A 21,295-nucleotide genomic window follows, 5' to 3' on the forward strand; every position below is an offset into this window, starting at 1 on the left:
CTGAGCCGGGAATCGGCCGGCCGGCGGGCGCCACGGCCGCGGCCGGGCCGGGTCAGGGCGTGGCGGTGGCCGGGTAGCGGGCGCTCTCCAGGGTCCAGTCGACGGTGCCGCGCACCGCGTTGGCCAGCCCGTCGAGGTGGGCGGTGACCGACTCGTCCAGCGCCGGCCCGAACGACGGCACGGCCGCGCGCAGCGCGGCGAACCGGGCCATCTCCGCCCGCCACCGCGCCGCGACCAGCTCCACCGCGGTGTCCACCGGCACACCCCGCTCGGCGGCCACCGCCAGCACCAGGTTGTGGCCCCCGGCCGTGGCCCGGTCATGGTCCAGCGAGGCGATGTCGTTGAACCAGGAGAGCAGGTCGTTGGCGAGGCCGGCGAGCCGGCGCAGCGCCGGATGGAAGTAGACCGGGTCGGGCAGCGGACGCCGAGTGGCGAACTCGATCAGCGGGAACGAGACGTACGCCGCCGAGGTGGTCCGGCGCAGCTCCACGTACTCGGCCACCCCCGGTGGGCGGCCAGCGGCGCGGGCGACCGCCTCCCGCCACACGCCGTCCAGGTGGTCGGCGACCGCGTCGGCGAAGCGCAGCCGCCAGCGGGCCGGCATCCGCTGCCGGGGCTCCCGCCAGGCCTGCACCAGCAACCGGCGCAGCGGGCCGGAGAAACCGGGATGGCGGGTCCGCGGCCCCTCCCGGAGCAGGGCCAGCGTGCCGTCCCGCAACGCCCGGATGCCCGCCGGATCCGGCCGGCCCGGCCCGTCGAAGGCGTCGTCGACCAGGAAGAACCAGGTGAACAGGGCGGTCAGCACCCGCAGGTCGGGCTCGTCGGCGTCCGGGTAGAGCCGGCCGGCGTACCGGGCGAAGCCGGCCCGGGACAGCCGCCGCCGGGCCGCCGCGTCCAGCGGCAGCCCGAGCCGGTCGAGCTGATCGAGCAGCCAGTCCTGCACCGGGTCGGCGTACGGGGAGAGCCGGGGCGCGATCGGGCAGTCCGCCCGCAGCGACCGGAGCACCGCCTCCGCCATCACCGATCCCTTCCGTACGCAGTAAGTCGACGGAAGCATGGCAGGTCGCCGGGCCGGCCGCCGCCCCGCCGGACAATCGACACGTGTCGCACGGCGCGCCGGACGATCCGGCCGTTCCGGGGGTGGCCACCCGGCCCGCAGCCGGACCAGGCAGGCTGGACGGCATGCGCGAACCATGGGTGGTGGGCGTCTCCGGGGCCTCCGGCACGCCGTACGCGGCCGCCGTCATCCGGGGCCTGCTCGACGCCGGCGCGGCGGTGGATCTCGTCGTCTCCCGGGCGGCCCGGCTGACCATCCTCGACGAGACCGGCCGCCCGTTCCGGGACGGGCGCTGGATCGAGGACCTGGCAGCCTGGCTGGACCGCGACCTCACCGACGCCGACCTGCGGCACTGGCCGGCCGGCGACCTGGCCGCCGGCCCCAGCAGCGGCTCCTACCGGGTACGCGGAATGGCCGTCGTCCCGGCCAGCACGGCCGCCTGCGCCGGCATCGCGATCGGGCTCTCCAAGGACCTGTTGCAGCGCGCCGCCGAGGTGAACCTCAAGGAGCGGCGGCCGGTGGTGATCGTGCCCCGGGAGACCCCGGTCACCCGCAGTCACCTGGAGCACCTCATCGCCCTGCACGACGCCGGCGCCGTCGTGCTGCCGGCCAGCCCGGGCTTCTACGGCGCCGGGGCGGCGGCCTCCGCCCAGCAGTTGGTCGACTTCGTGGCCGGCAAGGTGCTCGATGCGCTCGGCGTACCGCACACCCTGTTCCGGCGCTGGTCGGGTGAGCTGGCGGCGGGCCGGCGGGATGCCGAGCAGAGCTGACGGCCGGGCCGTCCCGATGGTGGCCGACCGGGGCGCGGGGCCGCCCTCCGGTCGGCCCCGCGCCCCGGTCGGCGTCGCGTCAGTACATGCCGGCGTTCGCCGGACCGGACCCGGTCGAAGCGGTCGGGCCCATGTTGCGCGACTTGCCCATGTCCTCCGCCTCGTCCAGCATGCCCTCCCCCTCAAGCAGGGCTCGCACCTCGGATTCCCGAAACCGGCGATGCCCGCCTGGAGTCCGGATGCTGCCTATCCGGCCGGCCGCTGCCCATCTGGTCACGGTCTTCGGGTCAACCCGAAACAGCGCGGCGACCTCACCCGGTGTCAGCAGGCGATCTCCAGTGTCCACAGCCCCCTCCTCGCGTCGACGAAGCCCCCGGCTGAACACACTGCCCCCGGCCGGTGCGAGCCCAGAGCCGTCATGAGGGACGTATGGCAATTACAGCACCAGCGACCTGGCGTGTCCGCCAAACGCGAAAAACGCACGGACTGAGAAGTTAGTAAATGGTACCGGCGTAGAACCCCCATGACGGACCGTTTGTGAATGGCAACGTGACGTCATGTTCAACCGGTACCGACCGTCTCACGTTACGGCCGAACGGATAAGGTCACTCTCCGTGGATGCGATCGACCTGAGTCTCGTGGAGCTGCTGCGCGGCAACGCCCGCCTGTCGTACGCCGAGCTGGCCCGCCAGGTGGGGCTCTCCGCCCCGGCCGTGCACGAGCGGGTCGGCAAGCTGGAGTCCAGCGGCGTGATCCGGGCCTACCGGGCCGAGGTCGAGCCGGAGGCGATCGGGCTGGCGGTGACCGCGCTGATCGGCATCGTGGAGGACTCGACCGCCGACACCGACGACGTGCTGGAGGCGTTCCGGCAGATGCCGGAGATCGAGTCCTGTTACTTCATGGCCGGGGTGGAGTCCTTCCTGCTGAAGGCCCGGGTGGGCACCATCGCCGAGCTGGAGCAGCTGATCGTCCGGCTGAACCGGACCGCCGGGGTCGCCTCGACCCGCACCGGCATCGCGCTGTCGACGAAGTGGGAGAACCGCCCCCAGCCGCTCGAACCGGCCACCTCCTGACCGCGCCCGCCCGGCGGCGGCTCTGGTCCCGGCCGGTCCGGGGGCGTTACCGTGCGCCGATGACGACGCGAGGGCGGGGCGCGGCCGTGGTGACCGGGGCGGCCGGCGGCCTGGGCCGGGCGATCGCCGCCGCCCTGCACGCCGACGGCTGGCCGGTGCTGCTGACCGACGTGGACGCCGCCGGGGTCGAAGCCGCCGCCGCGCCGCTCGGCGGCTGGTCCCGCGCTCTCGACGTACGCGACGAGGCGGCCTGCGCCGACGTGGCGGCCGAGGCGGCCGGCCGGACGCCCGGCGGACTCGGGCTCTGGGTGAACAACGCCGGCATCCTGGCCACCGGCCCGTCCTGGACGCACGACGCGGCGACCCGGCGCCGGCTGGTCGAGGTGAACGCGCTCGGCGCGATGACCGGCACCCTCGCGGCGCTCGCCGTGCTGCGCGAGCAGCGCCACGGGCACGTGCTCAACGTCGTGTCGCTGGCCGGGCTGATCGCCGCCCCCGGCGAGACCGTCTACGCGGCCAGCAAGCACGCCCTGCTCGCGTTCAGCCTCGGCACCCTCAACGACCTGCGGATGGCCGGCCTCCGGGACGTACACGTGTCGTGCCTGTGCCCGGACGGGATCTGGACGCCGATGCTGCACGACAAGCTCGACGACCCGGGGGCGCTGGCCTCCTTCACCGGGACGCTGCTCACGCCCGAGCGGGTCGCCGCGCGGGCCGTGCGGCTGGCCCGCCGGCCGCGCCCGGTGGTGAGCCTGCCGCGCTGGCGCGGCGCCCAGGTCCGCCTCCTCGACACGTTCCCCCGGCTCGCCCTGGCGCTGACCCCGGTGGTCCGGGCGGCCGGCCGGGCGGGCCAGCGCAGGCAGGCCCGCCGGGTCCGCCCGGAGGCGAGCTGACCTCGCTTGTTAGGTTGCCGACGTGACTCATCTCGACCGGTGCGACGAGGCCAGCCGGACCTGGGTGACCGAGGCGATCGCGGCCGTGGAGGCCGACGCGAACCGCTCGGCCGACACCCACCTGCTGCCCTTCCCGCTGCCCCGGGAGTGGGGTATCGACCTCTATCTCAAGGACGAGTCGGTGCACCCGACCGGCTCCCTCAAGCACCGGCTGGCCCGCTCGCTCTTCCTCTACGGGCTCTGCAACGGCTGGATCGGCCCGGAGACCACCGTCGTCGAGGCCTCCTCGGGCTCCACCGCGGTCTCCGAGGCGTACTTCGCCCGGATGCTCGGGCTGCCGTTCATCGCGGTGATGCCGGCCTCCACCTCGCCGGAGAAGATCGCCCAGATCGAGTTCCAGGGCGGACGCTGCCACCTCGTCGAGGACCCGGCCAAGGTGGTGATCGAGGCGCGCTGGCTCGCCGAGGACACCGGCGGGCACTACATGGACCAGTTCACCTACGCCGAACGGGCCACCGACTGGCGGGGAAACAACAACATCGCCGAGTCGATCTACGCGCAGCTCGCGCTGGAACGGCACCCCGTGCCGGCGTGGATCGTGGTGGGCGCCGGCACCGGCGGCACCAGCGCCACCATCGGCCGCTACACCCGCTACCGCCGGCTGCCCACCAAGCTCTGCGTGGTCGACCCGGAGAACTCCGCCTTCTACCCGGCCTGGCAGGCCGCCGACTGGTCGGTACGCACCGAGCGGGGCTCCCGGATCGAGGGCATCGGTCGGCCCTGCGTCGAAGCGTCCTTCCTGCCCTCCGTGGTCGACCGGATGGTCCAGGTCCCGGACGCCGCGTCGCTGGCCGCCATGCGCGCCGGTTCCGCCGTGCTGGGCCGCCGGGTCGGCGGCTCCACCGGCACCAACCTGTGGGGGGCGTTCGGGCTGATCGCCGGGATGCTCGCCGCCGGCCGGGCCGGCTCGGTGGTCACCCTGATCTGCGACCCCGGGGACCGCTACGCACACACCTACTACGACGACGAGTGGGTCTCCCGGCAGGGCCTCGACCTCGCCCCGCACCTCGCCACCATCGACCGGTTCCTGACCACCGGCGCCTGGCCGGCCTGAGTCAGCGCGGGTCGATCCGCTCGGCCAGCCCCGGATAACGCACCACGAAGCCGGCCGGGTCCAGGTCCAGGTCGGCGGTGAAGCCGTCACCGGCGTACCGGACCCGGGCGGGCCCGAGCGACGTGTAGACCTGCTCGGCGGGGACCACCAGCAGGCTCGGCACCAGCACCCACGCCACGGTCACCGACCGGGCCAGGTCCGCCGGGGCCCGGCCCAGCCCGAGCCGCCGGACCGGGAGCGTGTTCGTCAGCGGTGAGCCGCCGAGGTCGACGTCGAGCGCCACGGCCAGCCGGTCCGGGTCGTCCGTGCCGGGCAGGCCGGCCGCCGGGTGCCCGGCGGCGCCGAGGGCGGCGTCCAGGTCGCCCTCCTCAGCGGTCCGCACCCGCCAACCGTCCGCGCCACGCTCCAGGCGTACGCTCCGCGACCAGCCGGCCCCCTCGGTCTCCACCTCGAGCCGGTTGGTCGACCAGTCCGCGCCCACGGTCAGCCGGTAGCGGCAGGTGTAGGGGATCGGGTCGACGGCCACCTGCACGCCCTGCGCGCTGAGCCCCTGACGATCGTCGAGGACGACGTGTTCCGCACCGGCGGTGTCGGTCCGGGCCCAGAAGAGCGACTTCGGCATGGTCGGCATGATTCGGACGTTACGCCAACCAGCGGGCACCGGCACGGGATGCGCGAACGCCGCCGTCGGGCCGGGGCCGGACGTTACGCCGACCGGCGGGCACCGGCACGGGATGCGCGAACGCCGCCGCCGGGCCGGGGCCCGACGGCGGCGTCCGTCCGTTGGTCAGTGCTCAGTGGGTGCGGGCCGGGGATCGCCCGCCGAAGCCGCGCCGGTCGTCCCGGCCGGAACCCTCCGCCCGGAAGCCGTCCCGCCGGTCCGCCGATCGGACGTCCCCGCCCCGGTCACCGAAGCGCCGGTCACCCCGGGCGTCCCGGTCGCCGTAGCGCCGCTCGCCCGGTCCCCGGTCGTCGTGGCGCCGCTCGCCCGGCGCGCGGTCCTCGTGGCGCCGCTCGCCCGGCGCGCGGTCCTCGTGGCGCCGCTCGCCCGGCGCGCGGTCGTCGTGCCGCCGCTCGGCGAAGCCGCGCCCGCCGGCCGGCCGGTCACCGAAGCGGCGGTCGCCGGTGGGGCGGTCACCGAAGCGGCGCTCGCCGGTCGGCCGGTCACCGAAGCGGCGGTCGCCGGTCGGCCGGTCACCGAAGCGGCGCTCGTCGCGGTCCCGGTCGAACGTGCCCCGGTCGGGGTAGCGGCGCTCGCCCCGGTCGCGGTCGAAGGAACTGCGGTCCCGGCCGACGGCGCTGCGGTCCCGGTCGACGGGGCCCCGGCCGCGGTCGAAGGAACTGCGGTCGCGGTCGAAGGAGGTGCGGTCGCCGGGACGCCGGTCGCGGTCGACGGGGCCCCGGTCGGCGTAGCGGCGCTCGCCCCGGTCCCGGTCGAACTTGCCCCGCTCCCGGTCGCCCGAGGCGCGGTCGGCGTAGCGGCGCTCGCCCGGGCCGTCGGCGCGCTCGCGGCGCGCCCCGTCCCGGTCGCCGTAGCGCCGGTCCCGGTCGGCCGGACCCCGCCCCTCGAAGCGCCGCTCGCCGCGCCCGTCCCGGTCGCCGAAGCGGCGGGCACCGGACGGGCGGTCGCGGCGCGGCTCCGGCTCGTTGCGGACCGGGACGCCGCTGGGCTCCCGGGCACCGGTCAGCTCGGTCAGCGCCGGGTCACCGGCGCGGACCCGGGTCTCGGCCGGCGCGACGCCCGCCTTCTCCAGCATCGACAGGGTGGTCCGGCGCTGCTTCGGCAGCACCAGGGTGGCCACCGCGCCGGACTCGCCGGCCCGGGCGGTCCGGCCCGCCCGGTGCAGGTAGTCCTTCGGGTCCTTCGGCGGGTCGATGTGCAGCACCAGCGTCACCCCGTCGACGTGGATGCCCCGGGCCGCCACGTCGGTGGCGACCAGCACGTTCGTCCGGCCCTCGCGGAACTCGGCCAGGGTCCGGGTCCGCATCCGCTGGGTCTTCCCGCCGTGCAGGCCGCCGGCGCGTACGCCCACCGCGGCGAGCTGCTCGACCAGCCGGTCGACGCCGAGCTGCGTACGGGCGAAGAGCATGGTGCGGCCGTCCCGGGCCGCGATGGACGCGGCCACCGCGAACTTGTCGTGCGGCGGGATCAGCAGCAGGTGGTGGTCCATGGTGGACACGGCGGCGGTCGCCGGCGCGGTGGAGTGCGTGACCGGGTCGGTCATGAACCGCTTGACCAGCGAGTCGACGTCGTTGTCCAGGGTGGCCGAGAAGAGCAGCCGCTGGGCGTCCGCGGGCGTCTTCGCCAGCAGCTCGGTGACCTCCGGCAGGAAGCCCATGTCGGCCATCTGGTCGGCCTCGTCCAGCACGGTGACCTCGACGTCGTCGAGGCGGCAGACGCCGCGCTCGATCAGGTCGCCGAGCCGCCCCGGGGTGGCCACCACGATCTCCACACCCCGCCGGAGCGCGTCGATCTGCCGGTCGTACGGGACGCCGCCGACGGCGGTCTTGAGGAAGATGCCGACGGCCTTGCCGAGCGGCACCAGCGCGTCGTTGACCTGCATGGCCAGCTCGCGGGTGGGGACCAGGACGAGCGCCCGGGGGTGCAGCGGCCGGGCCCGGTTGCGCTCGGCGAGCCGGGCGATCACCGGCAGGCCGAAGGCCAGCGTCTTGCCCGAGCCGGTCTGACCCCGGCCGAGCACGTCGCGGCCGGCGAGGGCGTCCGGCAGGGTGGCCTGCTGGATCTCGAACGGGGTGGTGATGCCCTGCCGGGCCAGCGCGTCGACGAGCTGCCGGGGCAGGCCCAGCGCGGCGAAGTCGACCGGGTCGGTGGCCGGGAGCGCCGGCGTGGGGGTCTGGTCGGTGGACGGGGACGTGCCAGGGGCAGCGTAGGTGGTCAAGAAATGCCTTTCGAGCGGGGCGCATCTTCGCGATGGCCCGCCGCGGCTCCGTACGCCGCCGATTCGCCCGCAAGATCGCCCATGGGCGCGCGAACGACGCGCCGGGTCAGTGATCCCGACAAGTGTACGGCGGCTCGGCAAGCGCGGCAGCGCGCCGCGAACCCGTAGTGGGCGGGCTCACCCCGGTTGTCGCCTACCCGCCGGTCAACCCGCGCAGCGCGTCGTTCGCCAGGAAGACCACCAGCAGGCTGATCGCGATCAGCAGGCACAGGGCCACGGCCAGCACGATCACCACCCGGGTGTTGCTGGACCGGGTCGCCGGGCCGTCCTCGGCCCAGCCCTGGGCCAGGATGTGGCCGGTCAGCGAGCCGGAATTCTCCACCGGGTTGCCCTGCGGGAAGGAGACCGTGGTGAAGCCGGGCCCCTCCGTCCCGCCGTACCGGGTGCCGGCCAGGTCCGGCGCGGCCCGCTGCGCCGTTCGGTCCGCGGGTCGGCCGGCCGAATAGGCCCGGCCAGCCGCGGCGCCGGGCGCGCTGGGGTTGGTCGCCGGCGGCCAGGTCGGCAGCGCGGGGGCCGGCACGACGGGCAGCGCGGGGGCCGGCGCGACGGGCGGCGCGGGGGCCGGCGCGACGGGCGGCGCGGAAACCGGCCCGCCCGCCGGACTGGCCATGGCGGGCGGAGGGGGGAACGGCGGGGCCGGCATCGGGCCGGGCGGTGCCGGGGGCGGGGGCATCGGCGGGGCCGGTGGTGGCACCGGCGGCCCGGGGATCGGCGGCACCGGTCCCGGCGGGGTCGGTGCGGGCGGCGGCGCGGGGGTGGGCGGGACCGGCGCGGGCGCGGGCGGCGGCGCCGGGCGCAGCGGTGGCTCCGGCTCGGTGGGCGACGGCGGGGTCGGACCCGGCGCGGGAGCCGGACCGGGCACCGGGGTGGGCACCGGCTCGGGCTCCGGGCCCGGCGGCTCGGGCGGCTGGACCGGCTCCGGTGGCTGGGCCGGCTCGGGCGGTTCCGGGTTCACCGGGCCGGCGCGGTAGACGGTGGCGGCGGACGGGGCCACCCCGGCGGCGGCGATCTCGTCCGGGGAGACCCGGTTCAGGCCGGGCACGGCGGCGCTGGCCCGCGCCTGCCCCGCCTCGGGGCGCGGGTGGGGCAGCGCGGGCGACGGCATCCGGGCGGATCCGGTGACCCGCGAGGCGCGGGATTTGCCGGCCGGGTCGGCCGCCGACGGGGTGGCGGCGTCCGCCGCCGCGGCCGGTGGCGGGGTGCCGGTGCCGGTCGAGCCGCCCTGTGCGGGCGACCGCTCGGCGGCGGCGAAGGCGGACCAGGTCGAGGGTGGCACGGTGGCGCCGGGCCGGCGCCGGTCCAGCGGGGCGGGCGGTTCCGCCGGGGCCGCCGACCGCTCCCTGACCTCGCCGGCCTCGGCCGGGGCGTCCGCCGGCTGCGCCGGCGGGTCGGGCGTCCCGGCGGCCTCGGCCGGAGCCGTCCTCGGCGTGGCGCGACCCTGGGCGCGGCCCGCGGTCTCGCGCGCCGCGCCGGACGTGGCGGCGACCTCCGCCGGGTCGCTGCTCGACGTGGCCCGATCCCGGGCGGGATCCGCCGGGTCACTCGGCTCGTCGGGCTTGGCGGCGGTGTCCGCCGGGTCGCTCGGCTCGTCGGGCTTGGCGGCGGTGTTTGCCGGGTCGCTGCTCGGCGTCCCGTGATCCTGGGCGCGGTCCGCCGCCGCGCTCGCCGTGCCGGTCTCGGCGACGGCTTCGGCCGGCTCGCTGCTCGGTGTGGCCCGATCCTGGGCGGGGTTCGCCGCCGCGCTCGGTGTGCCGGTCTCGGCGGCGGGGTCGGCAGGAGTGCTGGCGTCGGGCGGGGCGTCCGGCCCGGCCGGGGTCGTCGCCTGGGCGTCCGGCGCGGCAGGTTGCGCGTCGGGCTGGCTGCCGGACGGCCCGACGGTGCCCGCCCGGTACGTGCCGGCGCTGGCCTGTCTCGGCACCGGCCGCTCCTCGTCGGGCGGGGCCAGGACGGCACCGGCGACGCTCACCCGGGCCCGGGCCACCACGGGCCTGGCCTGCGTGGCGCGGCCGTCACCGCCGGATGCCGCCGGCCGGTCGGCGGGGGCAGGCTCGGATCCGGGGTGGACCGTCTCCGCCGGAACCTCGCGCTCGCCCATGCTCGCCCCTTCACGCCCGCCCTCGCCCCGGACCGTGGCGCCGGCCGGGAGTGCCTGGAACTCACCGTGCCACATTCCGGCCCGGCAGCACAGTCGGAGTGGACGGTTGGGTCAGCTCGCGCTGGCCGAGCTGCTCTCCGCCGCGCTGGTCGACGGGGCGGCGGTGCTCGCCGACCCGGTCGGCTCGGTGCTCGTCTCGTCGGTCGGCGTCTCGGACGGCTCCGGCGTCGGCGAGGAGGTGGTCGGGTCCGGACGCGGGACCGGCGGCCTGGTCGTCGGCCGGGTGGGCGGCGTCGGCGTCGTGGAGGGCGTCCCGGTGGGCTTCGGCGTGCCGGTGGGCTTCGGCGTGCTGGTCGGGGTCGGCTTGGGCGTGGTGGTCTGGGTCGGCTTCGGCGTGGTCGGCGCCGGCGGGCGGGTGGCCGGGGCGGGCACCGCGCCGATCACCCGGGTGGCCGCGTAGAGGCTGCTCCAGCGGACCACGGAGATCTTGACGACGTCCCCGGTGCGCGGCGCCTCGACCATCTTGCCGTTGCCGATGTACATGGCGACGTGGTGGATGCTCGTCCAGCTGCTGCCCGAGGCGAAGAAGAGCAGGTCACCGGGGAGGAGCGCGTTCGGGCTCACGGTCCGGGACCGGGTGGCGTAGTACTGGTCGCGGGAGACCCGGGGCAGGCCCCGGTAGCCGGCCGCCTGGTAGGAGGCGAGCACCAGGCCGGAGCAGTCGAACCGGTCCGGCCCCTCGGCCGCCCAGAGGTAGGGGTCGCCGAGTTGGGCGAGGGCGTAGCGGACCGCGGCCAGCGCCTTCGGGTCGGCGGCCAGCCCGCTGATGCTCTGGTTGGCGACGTACGAGCCGCCGATCTGCTGCTCGGCGGCGTCCCGGCGGCGCTCGAGGTCGAGCAGCAGCGCCGCGTTGTCGGTGCGCAGCTTGACCAGCGCGGCTTCCTGCCGGTGCAGGTCCGCCTCGACCCGGACGTACTCGGCGGCCTTGTCGGTGGCGCGCTGCTGGGCCGCGTCGTACGCCTGCTGGGCGATGTTCGCGGTGGCGGTGGCCCGGGCCACCTCGCCGGCGACCGCAGTGGTCGCCCCGTCCGCCTTGTCGCCCCGGCTGATCTGCTGGAGGACGGTGAGGTCGCGCAGGTCCGCGGCGAATTCGCCGGGCGGGACCGCGGCGGCGGCCTTGACCGCGTCGGCCGCGGCGTTCTTCGCCTTCTCCTGCGCCTGGGCGAGGGCGTCCTGGGCCTGCCGCAGGCTGGTGGTGGCGGTGGCGACCTGGGCCTGCGCCTCGTCGCGCTCGGCCTTGAGTCTGAGCAGGGTGTCGCCGAGTTGGGCGACCAGCGCGTCGGCCTGGTTGATCTGGGCGATCAGCGGGCCGTCACCCGGGTTGGCGCCCACCGGTGTGGTGCCGGGCGCGCCGGGCAGGCCGGGCGGGACGCCGGGGAGCGCGGGGACCGAACCGGGGAGCCGCAGGCCGGCGACCGGTGGCCGGGCGCCGGTGGAGGGGATCTTGTCCGGCGTGGGGTCGGCCCAGGCCGGCGTGGCCATGGCGGCGGCCGCCACCATGCCGAGCAGGGCGGCCCAGAGCTTCGGCCGGAGCACCGGCGAGATCACCGGGCCCCCGCGTCGCTGTCGTCGGACCCGCTTGCTGTCGCCCATTCCGCTCCCCGTCCGGTCTGGTGCCTCCCGCGCTCTGGTGTGCGCGAGTGGACCGGGACGTTCTCGGTGTGTGTTCCGCCCCACCCTGTCTTACCTCACGGGGCGAGGGTTGTCGATGCGCGGAGGGTAACGAGCGGCTGAGAGTCCGGTGAAGTAGGTCGTCGGGGTCGACCGGGCCGCCGGTTCGTCGGAGCGCCGACGTAGGCTCGACCGGGACCGCAGGTGGAAGGGACGTGGCTTTCGATGGACGCCGGACTCAAGCGCGAGCTTGAAGCGAAGGTCTACGCCGGGGAGCGGCTGACCCGCGAGGACGGGGTCGCCCTCTACGAGAGCGACGACCTGGCCTGGCTCGGGCGGCTGGCCCATCACAAGCGCACCGAGCTGAACGGTGAGCGGGTGATGTTCAACGTCAACCGGCACCTCAACCTGACGAACGTCTGCTCCGCCTCGTGCGCGTACTGCTCGTTCCAGCGCAAGCCGGGCGAGAAGGACGCCTACACGATGCGTATCGACGAGGCGGTCCGCAAGGCCAAGGAGATGGAGGACGAGCAGCTCACCGAGCTGCACATCGTCAACGGCCTGCACCCGACGCTGCCCTGGCGCTACTACCCGAAGGTGCTGCGCGAGCTGAAGGCGGCGCTGCCGAAGGTCAACCTGAAGGCGTTCACCGCCACCGAGGTGCAGTGGTTCGAGAAGATCAGCGGCCTCGGCGCGGACGAGATCCTCGACGAGCTGATGGACGCCGGTCTGGAGTCGCTCACCGGCGGCGGCGCGGAGATCTTCGACTGGGAGATCCGGCAGCACATCGTCGACCACGCCTGCCACTGGGAGGACTGGTCGCGGATCCACCGGCTGGCCCACGCCAAGGGCATGAAGACGCCGTCGACCATGCTCTACGGCCACATCGAGGAGCCCCGGCACCGGGTCGACCACGTGCTGCGGCTGCGCGAGCTGCAGGACGAGACGGGCGGGTTCCAGGTCTTCATCCCGCTGCGCTACCAGCACGACTTCGTCGACTCCGCGGACGGCAAGATCCGTAACCGGATCCAGGCCCAGACCACGATGGCCTCGCCGGCCGAGTCGCTGAAGACCTTCGCGGTCTCCCGGCTGCTCTTCGACAACGTCCCGCACGTGAAGTGCTTCTGGGTGATGCACGGCCTCTCGGTGGCTCAGCTCTCGCTGAACTTCGGCGTGGACGACCTGGACGGTTCGGTCGTGGAATACAAGATCACGCACGATGCCGACTCGTACGGCACGCCGAACACCATGCACCGGGACGACCTGCTGCACCTGATCTGGGACGCCGGCTTCCGCCCCGTCGAGCGGAACACCCGCTACGAGATCGTCCGCGAGTACGACGCGGCCCCGTCGCTGGCCGAGCGCCGCGCCGAGCCGCAGCAGGTCTGGGCCTGACCGGGTTCCGATGAGCACCGACGAGCAGCCGCGCGGCTTTCCCCGGCGGGACGCCGAGGGGCGCATCGCCACCCTCGGTGACCTGCTCGGGGTGAGCCTCGCCGGTCTGGTGATCGGGGTGCTGGCGCTGGTGCTCTTCGAGTGGGCGTTCGCCACCATGGGGGCCGGCGGGTTCGGGCGGACCAACGGCTGGCTGGCGGTGATCCTGCCGGTCTGGCTCTTCTGGGACGACTTCCGGGCCTGGGATTTCGGCGCCGCCCGGGTGCTCGCCGCGCTGGCCGGTGTCGTGCTGGGCGTCCTCGCGGGGCTGCTCGCGGCCGGGCTGGCCGCCGACCTGCCCCCGCTGCTGTCCGGCGCGCTCGCCGCGGCGGCGTTCACCGTGGTCTACGCGGTGGTCTGGTTTCCTGGGGTCCACTGGCTGGCTCGGCGTACGGGCTGAGCCGGCAACGGAGAACGGAGTACGCACGTGAGCGCGGCGGTCAAGTACACGCTGGGCCGGATCGGGCTGTTCGTCGGCGTGCTGGCGGCCCTGTGGCTCGTCGAGATGAACATGTTTCTGCGGCTGATGCTGGCGCTGGTCTTCTCGGCCGCGCTCTCGTTCTTCCTGCTGCGCGGCTGGCGGGACGAGATGGCCGGGGAGATGGCGGAGGCGTCGGAGCGGCGGCGGGCCGAGAAGGATCGGCTGCGTTCGGCGCTGGCCGGCGACGACCGGCCGGCCGACGACGGGCCGGAGGACCGCCGGGGCTGACCCGGCGGGCCCGGCGCCACCCCCTCGGGGCGGCGCCGGGCCCGTGCGGTCACCAGTTGGTGGAGCCGGGTACGACCGGCCAGGGCTTGTTCGTGGGCTTGATCAGGTACGCGATGCCGCCCGAGCCGCCGGCCACCGTGCCGTTGGCCCGGTAGCGCTTGGTCCGCAGCCAGATCTGCTCGAACTGGGACCGCTTGTAGACGTTGCGCACCACCTCGTCGGAGGAGGAGGCGGGGTCGTTGACGATCACGTCGCCCTCGGCGGTGAAGCCGACGATCACGAACAGGTGCCCGGAGGTGCCGTAGTTCGCCCCGTCCAGCTCGCTGGCGAGGAAGGACTGCGAGGTCACCACCGGGATGCCGGCCTTGATGAAGCGTTCCACCTCGTCCAGCGAGTGCATCCGGGTGACCCGCGCGTCGAGGCCCGGGAAGCTGGCCGCGTACGCGGTGTTGAACGGCCAGTTGCCGGCGCCCTCGTACTCGTAGTCGTAGGTCATCCGGGCGGCGTGGTCGACGGTCGGGTCGGCGTAGCCGGGGTCGACCCAGGCGATGTCTTCGGCGGAGGGCTTCCGGCCCCAGTACTCGACCACCATCTCCGTCGAGGTGGGCGAGCACCAGGCCTCGCCGCCGTTGTCGAACTCGGGGTACTCCCCGATGTGGATGTTCTGCGAGTAGCGCGGCACCGGCAGCTCGGTGCCCCAGGCGATGCCGCCCTTGCTCGGGGTGACGGTGAACCGGTCCGGCACGTTCGAGCTCATCGCGCCGAGCATCCAGACCCGCGGCGAGGCGGTCTGCCCGGGCGCCCGGTAGAGGGTGAGCCGCAGCTGGTAGGACCGGAGCAGCACCCCGGCGTCGGCGTCGTCGATGGAGAACGTGTCGGTCCAGATGGTCGACCAGGGGTCACCCTGGCCGTCCAGGGTGGCCCGCTTGATGTCCTGGTCGCCGGAGGCCCAGCGGCCCATCACGTACCAGGGAGTCTGGGTGCCGCTGTTGTAGGTGCCGTGCAGTTCGACCTGGATCCAGGTGCCGGCCGGGGTGGCGGCGTTCCACGAGGCCACCAGCTCGGTGGCGTCGAAGCCGATCTGCCGCTCGGGCGAGGTCCAGGTGGCGTACTCCCAGGTGCGGGTGGCGCCGGTGTGCTCGTCGGTGAACTCGGTGGTGCCGGTCGGCTCGCCGATGGTGATGCCGGTGCGGTGCCCCGGGATGGCGTACGTGCCCTGGTGGGTGCCGTCGCGCCAGTCCGGGTACTTCGACCAGTCCTGGAAGGTGATCTGCTCGTCGTGCGCGGCGACGGGCAGGTTGTTGTCGGCGTGGGCGGGGACCGCCACGCCGAGCAGGGTGAGCGCGGCGGCCCCGGCGAGGGCGACCGCCCGCAGCGCTGGTCTGACCATGTGAACTCCGCAGGGTGTGAAGGGATGGGTCACCAGTTGGTGGACCCGGCCACGGCGGGCCAGGCCACGGTCGTCGGCTTGATCAGGTAGACGACGCCGCCGGAGCCGCTGCCGGTGCCGCCGTTGGCGGTGGTGCGCTTCGTGCGCAGCCAGATCTGCTCGAACTGGTCGCGGTGGTAGACGTGCCGGACGGCGGTGTCGCTGGGCGAGGCGGGGTCGTTGGCGATCACGTCGCCGGTGGCGGTGAAGCCGATCACCACCATGAGGTGCCCGGCGGTGCCGTAGCCGGCCCCGTCCAGCTCGCTGGCGAGGAAGGACACGCTGGTGACCACGGGGATGCCGGCGGCGATGAAGTGCTCCACCTCGTCCAGCGAGTGCAGCCGGGTCACCTTCGCCTCCAGCCCGGGGAAGGTGGCCGCGTACGCGGTGTTGAACGGCCAGTTGCCGGTGCCGTCGTACTGCCAGTCGTAGGCCATCCGGGCGGCGTGGTCGACGGTCGGGTCGGCGTAGCTCGGGTCGACCCAGGACGTGTCGGCCGCCGACGGCTTGCGCCCCCAGTACTCGACGACCATCTCCGTCGAGGTGGGGGAGCACCAGGCCTCGCCGCCGCCGCCGTACTCGGGGTACTGGCCGGCGTGGATGTTCTGGGAGTAGCGCGGTACGGCCAGCTCGGTGCCCCAGGCGATGTGCCCGGCGCTGGGTGCGACGGTGTACCGGTCCGGCACGGTGGAGCTCATCGCGCCGAGGGAGCGCAGCACGGGCGTGCCGGTGGATGCCGGGTCCCGGTAGAGGGTGGCCCGGAGCTGGTACGCCCGCAGCAGCACCCCGGCGGCCGGGTTGTTGATCGCGAGGGTGTCGGTCCACACGCTGGAGGTCTTGTCGCCCTGCTTGTCGACGCTGGTCCGCTTGATGTCGCCGTCGCCGGCGGCCCAGCGGCCCAGGACGTACCAGGGGGTCCGGGCGCCGGTGGTGTAGCTGCCCTGGACCTCGATCTGGAGCCAGGTGCCGGCGGGGGTGTCGGCGTTCCACGAGGCGACCAGCTCGGTGGCGCCGAAGCCGACCTGGGTGAGCGGCGAGGTCCAGGTCCCGTACGCCCAGTTGCGCCGGACGCCGGTGTGCGGGTCCCGGTACTGGACGGTGCCGACCGGGGTGGTCAGGGTGAGGCCGGTGCTGGTGCCGGTGGTGCCGGCGGCGGTCCCGGCCGACCAGCCCGTGCCGGACCAGCCCTGCCAGGTGATCTGTTCGTCGTGGGTGACGGTGGTGACCCCGCCGGCCGGCCTGCCGGCGGCGGCCGGTGCGGTGGTGCCGAGGAGGGCGAGCGCGGTGACGCCGGCGACGGCGACCGCGCGCAGGGATGTCCGGGCCATGGCGGCTCCCACAGGTGAGCGGCATCGTTGCCGTTCACTGTCGCTCCTGGAAGGAACTTTCGCCAGAGGTCAACGCATGGAAAATCTTTGCCGGCGTGACGATCCGGTCGGGATGGACCAACGCAGTGATGAATATTGATATGACCATGTGACTCCTGGTGAGGTGGGCGAAACGGGATCTCCCGTACCCCGAGGAGGTTGTCCATGGCCCTCCGCACGTCCCCGCTCCGCCGCCGGCTGGCCCTCGCCGCCGCCGTCGGCCTCACCCTCGTCACCGCCCTCGGCACGCCGGCCGCCGCCCGGCCCGCCCCGGACCCGTCCGCCGCACCGGCCGCCGCCAGCTACCGGGTGCTCGGGCCACGGACGGTCACCGACCGGAGCGCCGTCGCCCGCACCGGCGCGGCGATCGACTACTCCGAACACGGCGTGCTGCACGTCACGGCGACCAGCGCCGAGGCCGCCGCGATCACCCGGCTCGGCTTCCGGCTGGAGCGGGAGGCCGCCCCGGCCGCGGCGGCCGGTGCCGTCGCCTACGCCTTCCCGTCCGCCGACTCGAACTACCACGACTACGCCGAGCTGACCGCGGTGGTGAACAAGGTGGTCGCCGACCACCCCGCCATCGCCCGCAAGCTCAGCATCGGCACGTCCTACCAGGGCCGGGACCTGATGGCCGTGAAGATCTCCGACAACGTCGGCACCGACGAGAACGAGCCGGAGATCCTCTTCAACGCCCAGCAGCACGCCCGCGAGCACCTGACCGTCGAGATGGCCATCTACCTGCTCAACCTCTTCACCGACAGCTACGGCACCGAGTCCCGGATCACCAACATCGTCAACTCCCGGGAGATCTGGATCGTGCCGACGGTCAACCCCGACGGCAGCGAGTACGACATCGCCACCGGCTCCTACCGGTCCTGGCGCAAGAACCGGCAGCCCAACAGCGGCTCCACCGCCGTCGGCACCGACCTGAACCGCAACTGGGGCTACCAGTGGGGCTGCTGCGGCGGCTCGTCCAGCTCGAAGTCGTCGGAGACCTACCGCGGCCCGTCCGCCTTCTCCGCCCCCGAGACGGCGGCGCTGCGCAACTTCGTCAACAGCCGGGTGGTCGGCGGGGTGCAGCAGCTCAAAGCCAACATCGACTTCCACACCTACTCGCAGTTGGTGCTCTGGCCGTACGGCTACACGTACAGCAACACCGCCACCGGGATGACCACCGACCAGTACAACACCTTCGCCACCATCGGCCGGCAGTTGGCGTCCAGCAACGGCTACACGCCGGAGCAGTCCAGCGACCTCTACATCGCCGACGGCACCAGCATCGACTGGATGTGGGGGACCCACAAGATCTGGGCCTACACCTTCGAGATGTACCCCGGGTCGTCCTCCGGCGGCGGCTTCTACCCGCCCGACGAGGTGATCCCCGCGCAGACCTCCCGCAACAAGGAGGCCGTCCTGCTGCTGTCCGAGTACGCCGACTGCCCGTACCGGGCGATCGGCAAGCAGAGCACGTACTGCTGACCCGCCGCACCGGGGGCCCCGGTCCCACCCCCTGCCGGGGCCCCCACCACCCCGCCCGTCCGGGCGATCTCCGCTGGACGTGCGCTACGGTGGCACCGACCAGTCCGCAGCGAAGCCGGTGTGAAACCGGCGCTGTCCCGCAACTGTGATGCCCCGCACGCGGCGTCGGCCTCCGGCCGGCGCCGAACCGCGTGGGGATGAGCCAGGTCGCCTGCGGCAGGTCGCGATACGCGCTCTCGAGGAAGGGCGCCTCGCGGACGGGCGCCCCGGCGTTCCTGTCGGCGAAGCACCACGCTCCTCGACCGACAGGAGGACCGATGTCCAGACGTACCCCCCGGCTCTTCGCCGCCGCGCTCGCGGTCGGCGCGCTGCTCCTCGGCGGCTGCGCCGAGCAGACCTCGACCGACACCCCCGCCGTCGGTGGCTCGACGGCCGCCGCCTTCCCGGTCACCGTCGGCAAGGTGACCCTGGAGAAGCGCCCCGAGAAGATCGTCTCGCTCTCGCCCACCGCGACCGAGATGCTCTTCGCGATCGGCGCCGGCAAGCAGGTCACCGCCGTGGACGACCAGTCGAACTACCCGCCCGAAGCGCCCAAGACCGACCTCTCCGGCTACCAGCCGAACGCGGAGGCGATCGCCGGCCGCAACCCCGACCTGGTGGTGCTCGCCAACGACACCAACAAGATCGTCGACCAGCTCACCACGCTGAAGATCCCGGTGCTGCTCAGCCCGGCCGCGACCACCCTGGACGACACGTACCAGGAACTCGTCGACCTGGGGAAGCTCACCGGCCACCAGGCCGAGGCGGACGCCCTCACCACCAAGATGAAGGACGACATCGCGTCCCTCACCAAGGACCTGCCGAAGCGGACCACGAAGCTCACCTACTACCACGAGCTGGGCCCGGAGCTGTACAGCGTCACCAGCAAGACCTTCCTCGGCTCGATCTACGCCCTCGCCGGGCTGGAGAACATCGCCGACCCGGCGGACGCCGACGGCAAGAAGGGCGGCTACCCGCAGCTCTCCCAGGAGGTCATCGTCAAGGCGAACCCCGACTTCGTCTTCCTGGCCGACACCAGGTGCTGCCAGCAGAACCCGGACACCGTCAAGGCCCGCAGCGGCTGGGCCGGCATCACGGCGGTCAAGAACAACCAGGTCGTCGCCCTCGACGACGACATCGCCTCGCGCTGGGGTCCGCGCGTGGTCGACCTGGTCCGGGCGATCGTGGCCGCCACCGCCAAGGTCCCGGCCTGACGGTGACCGTGCGACCAGCGGAACCCGCCGACCGGCCGGCCGGGGCGCCCGACGCGTCCCGGCCGCCCGGCCCGCGTCCGGGCCGGGCCGCTCCCGATCCCGGCCGCGGCACCCGGCCCACGGCCGGCACCGGTACGCCGGCCCGGCCGGCCCGGCTGCGCAAGCGCTGGCTGGCCGCCGCGCTCGCCGCCGTGCTGGTCGCCCTGGTCGCCGGGGTGTCCCTCGGCCCGGTCAGCCTGCCGCCCGGCAGCGTCGCGGCCGAACTGCTCAACCTGCTGCCCGGGGTGCACCTGGAGAGCGGGCTCACCGAGCGGGAGGTCGCCATCGTCACCGAGCTGCGCCTGCCCCGGGTCGTGCTCGGCCTGCTCGTCGGCGGGCTCCTCGCCCTGGCCGGCGGCTGCTACCAGGGCGTCTTCCGTAACCCGCTGGCCGACCCGTACCTGCTCGGGGTGGCGGCCGGCGCCGGGCTCGCGGTGACCGCGGTCATCGCGCTGGGCGCCGGTGCCGGCGGGGCGATCACCGGGCTGCCGGTCACCATCCCGCTGGCCGCGTTCGTCGGCTCGCTCGCCGCGGTCGCCATGACCTACGGGCTCGGCGCGGCGGGCGCCCGGAGCCGGTCACCGGCCACGCTGATCCTGGCCGGGGTGGCGGTCTCCGCGTTCCTCTCCGCCGGGCAGACGTACCTGCTGCAACGGCACTCCGACAGCATCCAGCAGGTCTACTCCTGGCTGCTCGGCCGGCTGGCCACCGCCGGCTGGCACGACGTCCTGCTGGTCCTGCCCTACTTCGTGCTCACCGCCGTGGTGGTGCTGCTGCACCGCCGCGAGCTGGACGTGCTCTCGGTCGGCGACGACGAGGCGGCCAGCCTCGGGCTGCACCCGCAGCGCTCCCGCTACCTGCTGATCGCCGCCGCCTCGCTCGGCACCGCCGCCGCGGTCTCCGCCTCCGGCCTGATCGGCTTCGTCGGCATCATCGTGCCGCACACCGTCCGGCTGCTCGCCGGGGCCAGCTACCGGGTGATCCTGCCGCTGTCGATGCTCTTCGGCGGCGCGTTCCTGGCGCTGACCGATGTGGTCGCCCGGACCGTGGCGGCGCCGGCGGAGATCCCGATCGGCGTGGTCACCGCGCTGCTCGGCGGACCGTTCTTCGTCCTGGTCCTGCGCACCTCCCGGCGGGTGTTCACGTGAGCCCGCCCGCCGTCGAGATCCGGGACCTGCGGGTCGAGCTGGGCGGGGCGCCGATCCTGGCCGGGGTGGACCTGACCGTCGCGGTGGGCGAGTGGGTCACCGTGATCGGCCCGAACGGCGCCGGCAAGTCGACGCTGCTGCGCGCCGTCGGCGGCCTGCTGCCCGCGCCGGGCGCGGTCTCCCTCTTCGGTACGCCGATCAACTCCCTCCGCCGCCGGGACCGGGCCCGGGTGGTGGCCACCGTGGCGCAGTCCCCGGTGGTGCCGGCCGGCATGTCGGTCTTCGACTACGTGCTGCTGGGGCGGACCCCGTACATCCCGGCGCTGGGCCGGGAGTCCGCCGCCGACCTGGCCGCCGTGCGCGAGGTCGTGGACCGGCTCGACCTCGGCGCGTTCGCCCACCGTGAGCTGGCCACCCTCTCCGGTGGCGAGCGGCAGCGGGTCTTCCTGGCCCGGGCGCTGGCCCAGGGGGCCACCCTGCTGCTGCTCGACGAGCCGACCAGCGCGCTGGACATCGGGCACCAGCAGGACGTGCTCGAACTGGTCGACCAGCTCCGCCGCGCGCACCGGCTGACCGTGCTGGCCACCATGCACGACCTCTCCGTCGCCGGCGAGTACGCCGACCGGATGGTGCTGCTCGCCGACGGGCGGGTGGTCGCCTCCGGGCCGCCGCAGGAGGTGCTCACCGAGGAGCTGCTCGGCGCCCACTACCGCGCCCACGTCCGGGTCATCCCGGGCGACCACGGCCCGTTGGTGGTCCCGGTCCGTCCCCGCTGAACGGACCGGCCCGGGGGACGGTCCCGCT

At 74.4% G+C, this 21,295-nt stretch carries 19 protein-coding genes, 1 pseudogene and 1 riboswitch; of the genes and pseudogenes, 12 read left to right on the forward strand and 8 right to left on the reverse strand.

Features of this window, described 5'->3' with window-relative positions:
• Positions 1-52: 52 nt before the first annotated feature.
• Positions 53-1,018 (reverse strand): terpene synthase, encoded by a 966-nt coding sequence (locus AB0I11_RS01640; RefSeq protein ID WP_357308934.1) that lies wholly within the window; start codon positions 1,016-1,018, stop codon positions 53-55.
• 164 nt (positions 1,019-1,182) lie between these two features.
• On the opposite strand from AB0I11_RS01640, the gene AB0I11_RS01645 reads away from it, so the two are divergent.
• Entirely contained in the window at positions 1,183-1,827 is a 645-nt protein-coding gene (locus tag AB0I11_RS01645; RefSeq protein ID WP_357308937.1) for a UbiX family flavin prenyltransferase, read from the forward strand.
• Positions 1,828-1,906: 79 nt separating this feature from the next.
• Here the strand turns inward: AB0I11_RS01645 and AB0I11_RS01650 are convergent, their stop codons facing one another.
• Positions 1,907-2,173 (reverse strand): BldC family transcriptional regulator, encoded by a 267-nt coding sequence (locus tag AB0I11_RS01650; protein ID WP_357308940.1) that lies wholly within the window; start codon positions 2,171-2,173, stop codon positions 1,907-1,909.
• Positions 2,174-2,441: 268 nt separating this feature from the next.
• Between AB0I11_RS01650 and AB0I11_RS01655 the strand changes: the two genes are divergently transcribed.
• From AB0I11_RS01655 to AB0I11_RS01665, 3 genes are read left to right on the forward strand one after another with little or no spacing between them, the layout of a single operon-like run.
• Positions 2,442-2,900 (forward strand): Lrp/AsnC family transcriptional regulator, encoded by a 459-nt coding sequence (locus tag AB0I11_RS01655; protein WP_357308943.1) that lies wholly within the window; start codon positions 2,442-2,444, stop codon positions 2,898-2,900.
• A gap of 59 nt (positions 2,901-2,959) precedes the next feature.
• The gene (locus AB0I11_RS01660) at positions 2,960-3,793 is read left to right on the forward strand and encodes an SDR family oxidoreductase (RefSeq protein ID WP_357308946.1); all 834 of its coding nucleotides are present in this window, start codon (positions 2,960-2,962) and stop codon (positions 3,791-3,793) included.
• Between the two features lie 22 nt (positions 3,794-3,815).
• Positions 3,816-4,907 carry a PLP-dependent cysteine synthase family protein gene (locus AB0I11_RS01665; protein ID WP_357308949.1) on the forward strand — a complete coding sequence of 364 codons (1,092 nt, stop codon included), beginning with the start codon at positions 3,816-3,818 and terminating at the stop codon, positions 4,905-4,907.
• Between the two features lies 1 nt (position 4,908).
• Here the strand turns inward: AB0I11_RS01665 and AB0I11_RS01670 are convergent, their stop codons facing one another.
• From AB0I11_RS01670 to AB0I11_RS01685, 4 genes are all read right to left on the reverse strand, one after another.
• Complete coding sequence (locus tag AB0I11_RS01670) at positions 4,909-5,529, reverse strand: putative glycolipid-binding domain-containing protein (RefSeq protein ID WP_357310155.1); 621 nt, start codon at positions 5,527-5,529, stop codon at positions 4,909-4,911.
• Between the two features lie 172 nt (positions 5,530-5,701).
• A complete protein-coding gene (locus tag AB0I11_RS01675) occupies positions 5,702-7,807 on the reverse strand; it encodes a DEAD/DEAH box helicase (protein ID WP_357308952.1) in 2,106 nt (701 codons plus the stop codon).
• 193 nt (positions 7,808-8,000) lie between these two features.
• The gene (locus AB0I11_RS01680; RefSeq protein WP_357308955.1) at positions 8,001-9,962 is read right to left on the reverse strand and encodes a hypothetical protein; all 1,962 of its coding nucleotides are present in this window, start codon (positions 9,960-9,962) and stop codon (positions 8,001-8,003) included.
• 111 nt (positions 9,963-10,073) lie between these two features.
• Positions 10,074-11,615, reverse strand: a complete 1,542-nt coding sequence (locus AB0I11_RS01685) for a C40 family peptidase (protein WP_357308959.1) — start codon at positions 11,613-11,615, stop codon at positions 10,074-10,076.
• A 243-nt stretch (positions 11,616-11,858) separates the two neighbouring features.
• Here AB0I11_RS01685 and mqnE point away from each other — a divergent pair, with 243 nt between their 5' ends.
• The 3 genes from mqnE to AB0I11_RS01700 are packed head-to-tail and all read left to right on the forward strand — an operon-like array spanning position 11,859 to position 13,776.
• Complete coding sequence (gene mqnE / locus AB0I11_RS01690; RefSeq protein WP_357308962.1) at positions 11,859-13,028, forward strand: aminofutalosine synthase MqnE; 1,170 nt, start codon at positions 11,859-11,861, stop codon at positions 13,026-13,028.
• Positions 13,029-13,038: 10 nt separating this feature from the next.
• Positions 13,039-13,467, forward strand: coding sequence for a hypothetical protein (locus AB0I11_RS01695; protein WP_357308965.1), 429 nt, complete (start codon positions 13,039-13,041; stop codon positions 13,465-13,467).
• 27 nt (positions 13,468-13,494) lie between these two features.
• Complete coding sequence (locus AB0I11_RS01700) at positions 13,495-13,776, forward strand: DUF4229 domain-containing protein (RefSeq protein WP_357308968.1); 282 nt, start codon at positions 13,495-13,497, stop codon at positions 13,774-13,776.
• Positions 13,777-13,825: 49 nt separating this feature from the next.
• Here AB0I11_RS01700 and AB0I11_RS01705 read toward each other — a convergent pair whose 3' ends face one another.
• Positions 13,826-15,166, reverse strand: coding sequence for a C39 family peptidase (locus AB0I11_RS01705; RefSeq protein ID WP_357308971.1), 1,341 nt, complete (start codon positions 15,164-15,166; stop codon positions 13,826-13,828).
• 29 nt (positions 15,167-15,195) lie between these two features.
• Positions 15,196-16,533 carry a C39 family peptidase gene (locus AB0I11_RS01710; RefSeq protein ID WP_357308974.1) on the reverse strand — a complete coding sequence of 446 codons (1,338 nt, stop codon included), beginning with the start codon at positions 16,531-16,533 and terminating at the stop codon, positions 15,196-15,198.
• Positions 16,534-16,547: 14 nt separating this feature from the next.
• Between AB0I11_RS01710 and AB0I11_RS01715 the strand changes: the two genes are divergently transcribed.
• The 5 genes and pseudogenes from AB0I11_RS01715 (at position 16,548) to AB0I11_RS01735 (ending at position 21,267) form a co-directional block, all read left to right on the forward strand.
• Positions 16,548-16,685, forward strand: coding sequence for a hypothetical protein (locus AB0I11_RS01715; protein ID WP_357308977.1), 138 nt, complete (start codon positions 16,548-16,550; stop codon positions 16,683-16,685).
• Positions 16,686-16,737: 52 nt separating this feature from the next.
• Positions 16,738-18,036: pseudogene (locus AB0I11_RS01720) on the forward strand (M14 family metallopeptidase); the annotation flags it as partial.
• A gap of 129 nt (positions 18,037-18,165) precedes the next feature.
• Positions 18,166-18,258: riboswitch (cobalamin riboswitch) on the forward strand.
• Positions 18,259-18,368: 110 nt separating this feature from the next.
• The gene (locus tag AB0I11_RS01725; RefSeq protein ID WP_357308980.1) at positions 18,369-19,304 is read left to right on the forward strand and encodes an ABC transporter substrate-binding protein; all 936 of its coding nucleotides are present in this window, start codon (positions 18,369-18,371) and stop codon (positions 19,302-19,304) included.
• Between the two features lie 155 nt (positions 19,305-19,459).
• Positions 19,460-20,491, forward strand: coding sequence for an iron ABC transporter permease (locus tag AB0I11_RS01730; RefSeq protein ID WP_357310173.1), 1,032 nt, complete (start codon positions 19,460-19,462; stop codon positions 20,489-20,491).
• On the forward strand, positions 20,488-21,267 hold the full coding sequence (locus tag AB0I11_RS01735) for an ABC transporter ATP-binding protein (protein WP_357308983.1): 780 nt from the start codon (positions 20,488-20,490) through the stop codon (positions 21,265-21,267). The genes AB0I11_RS01730 and AB0I11_RS01735 overlap by 4 nt, the downstream gene beginning before the upstream one ends.
• The last annotated feature ends 28 nt before the right edge of the window (positions 21,268-21,295 follow it).

Origin of the sequence: Micromonospora sp. NPDC050495 (assembly GCF_040655175.1) — a bacterium.
Taxonomy (GTDB): Bacteria; Actinomycetota; Actinomycetes; order Mycobacteriales; family Micromonosporaceae; genus Micromonospora.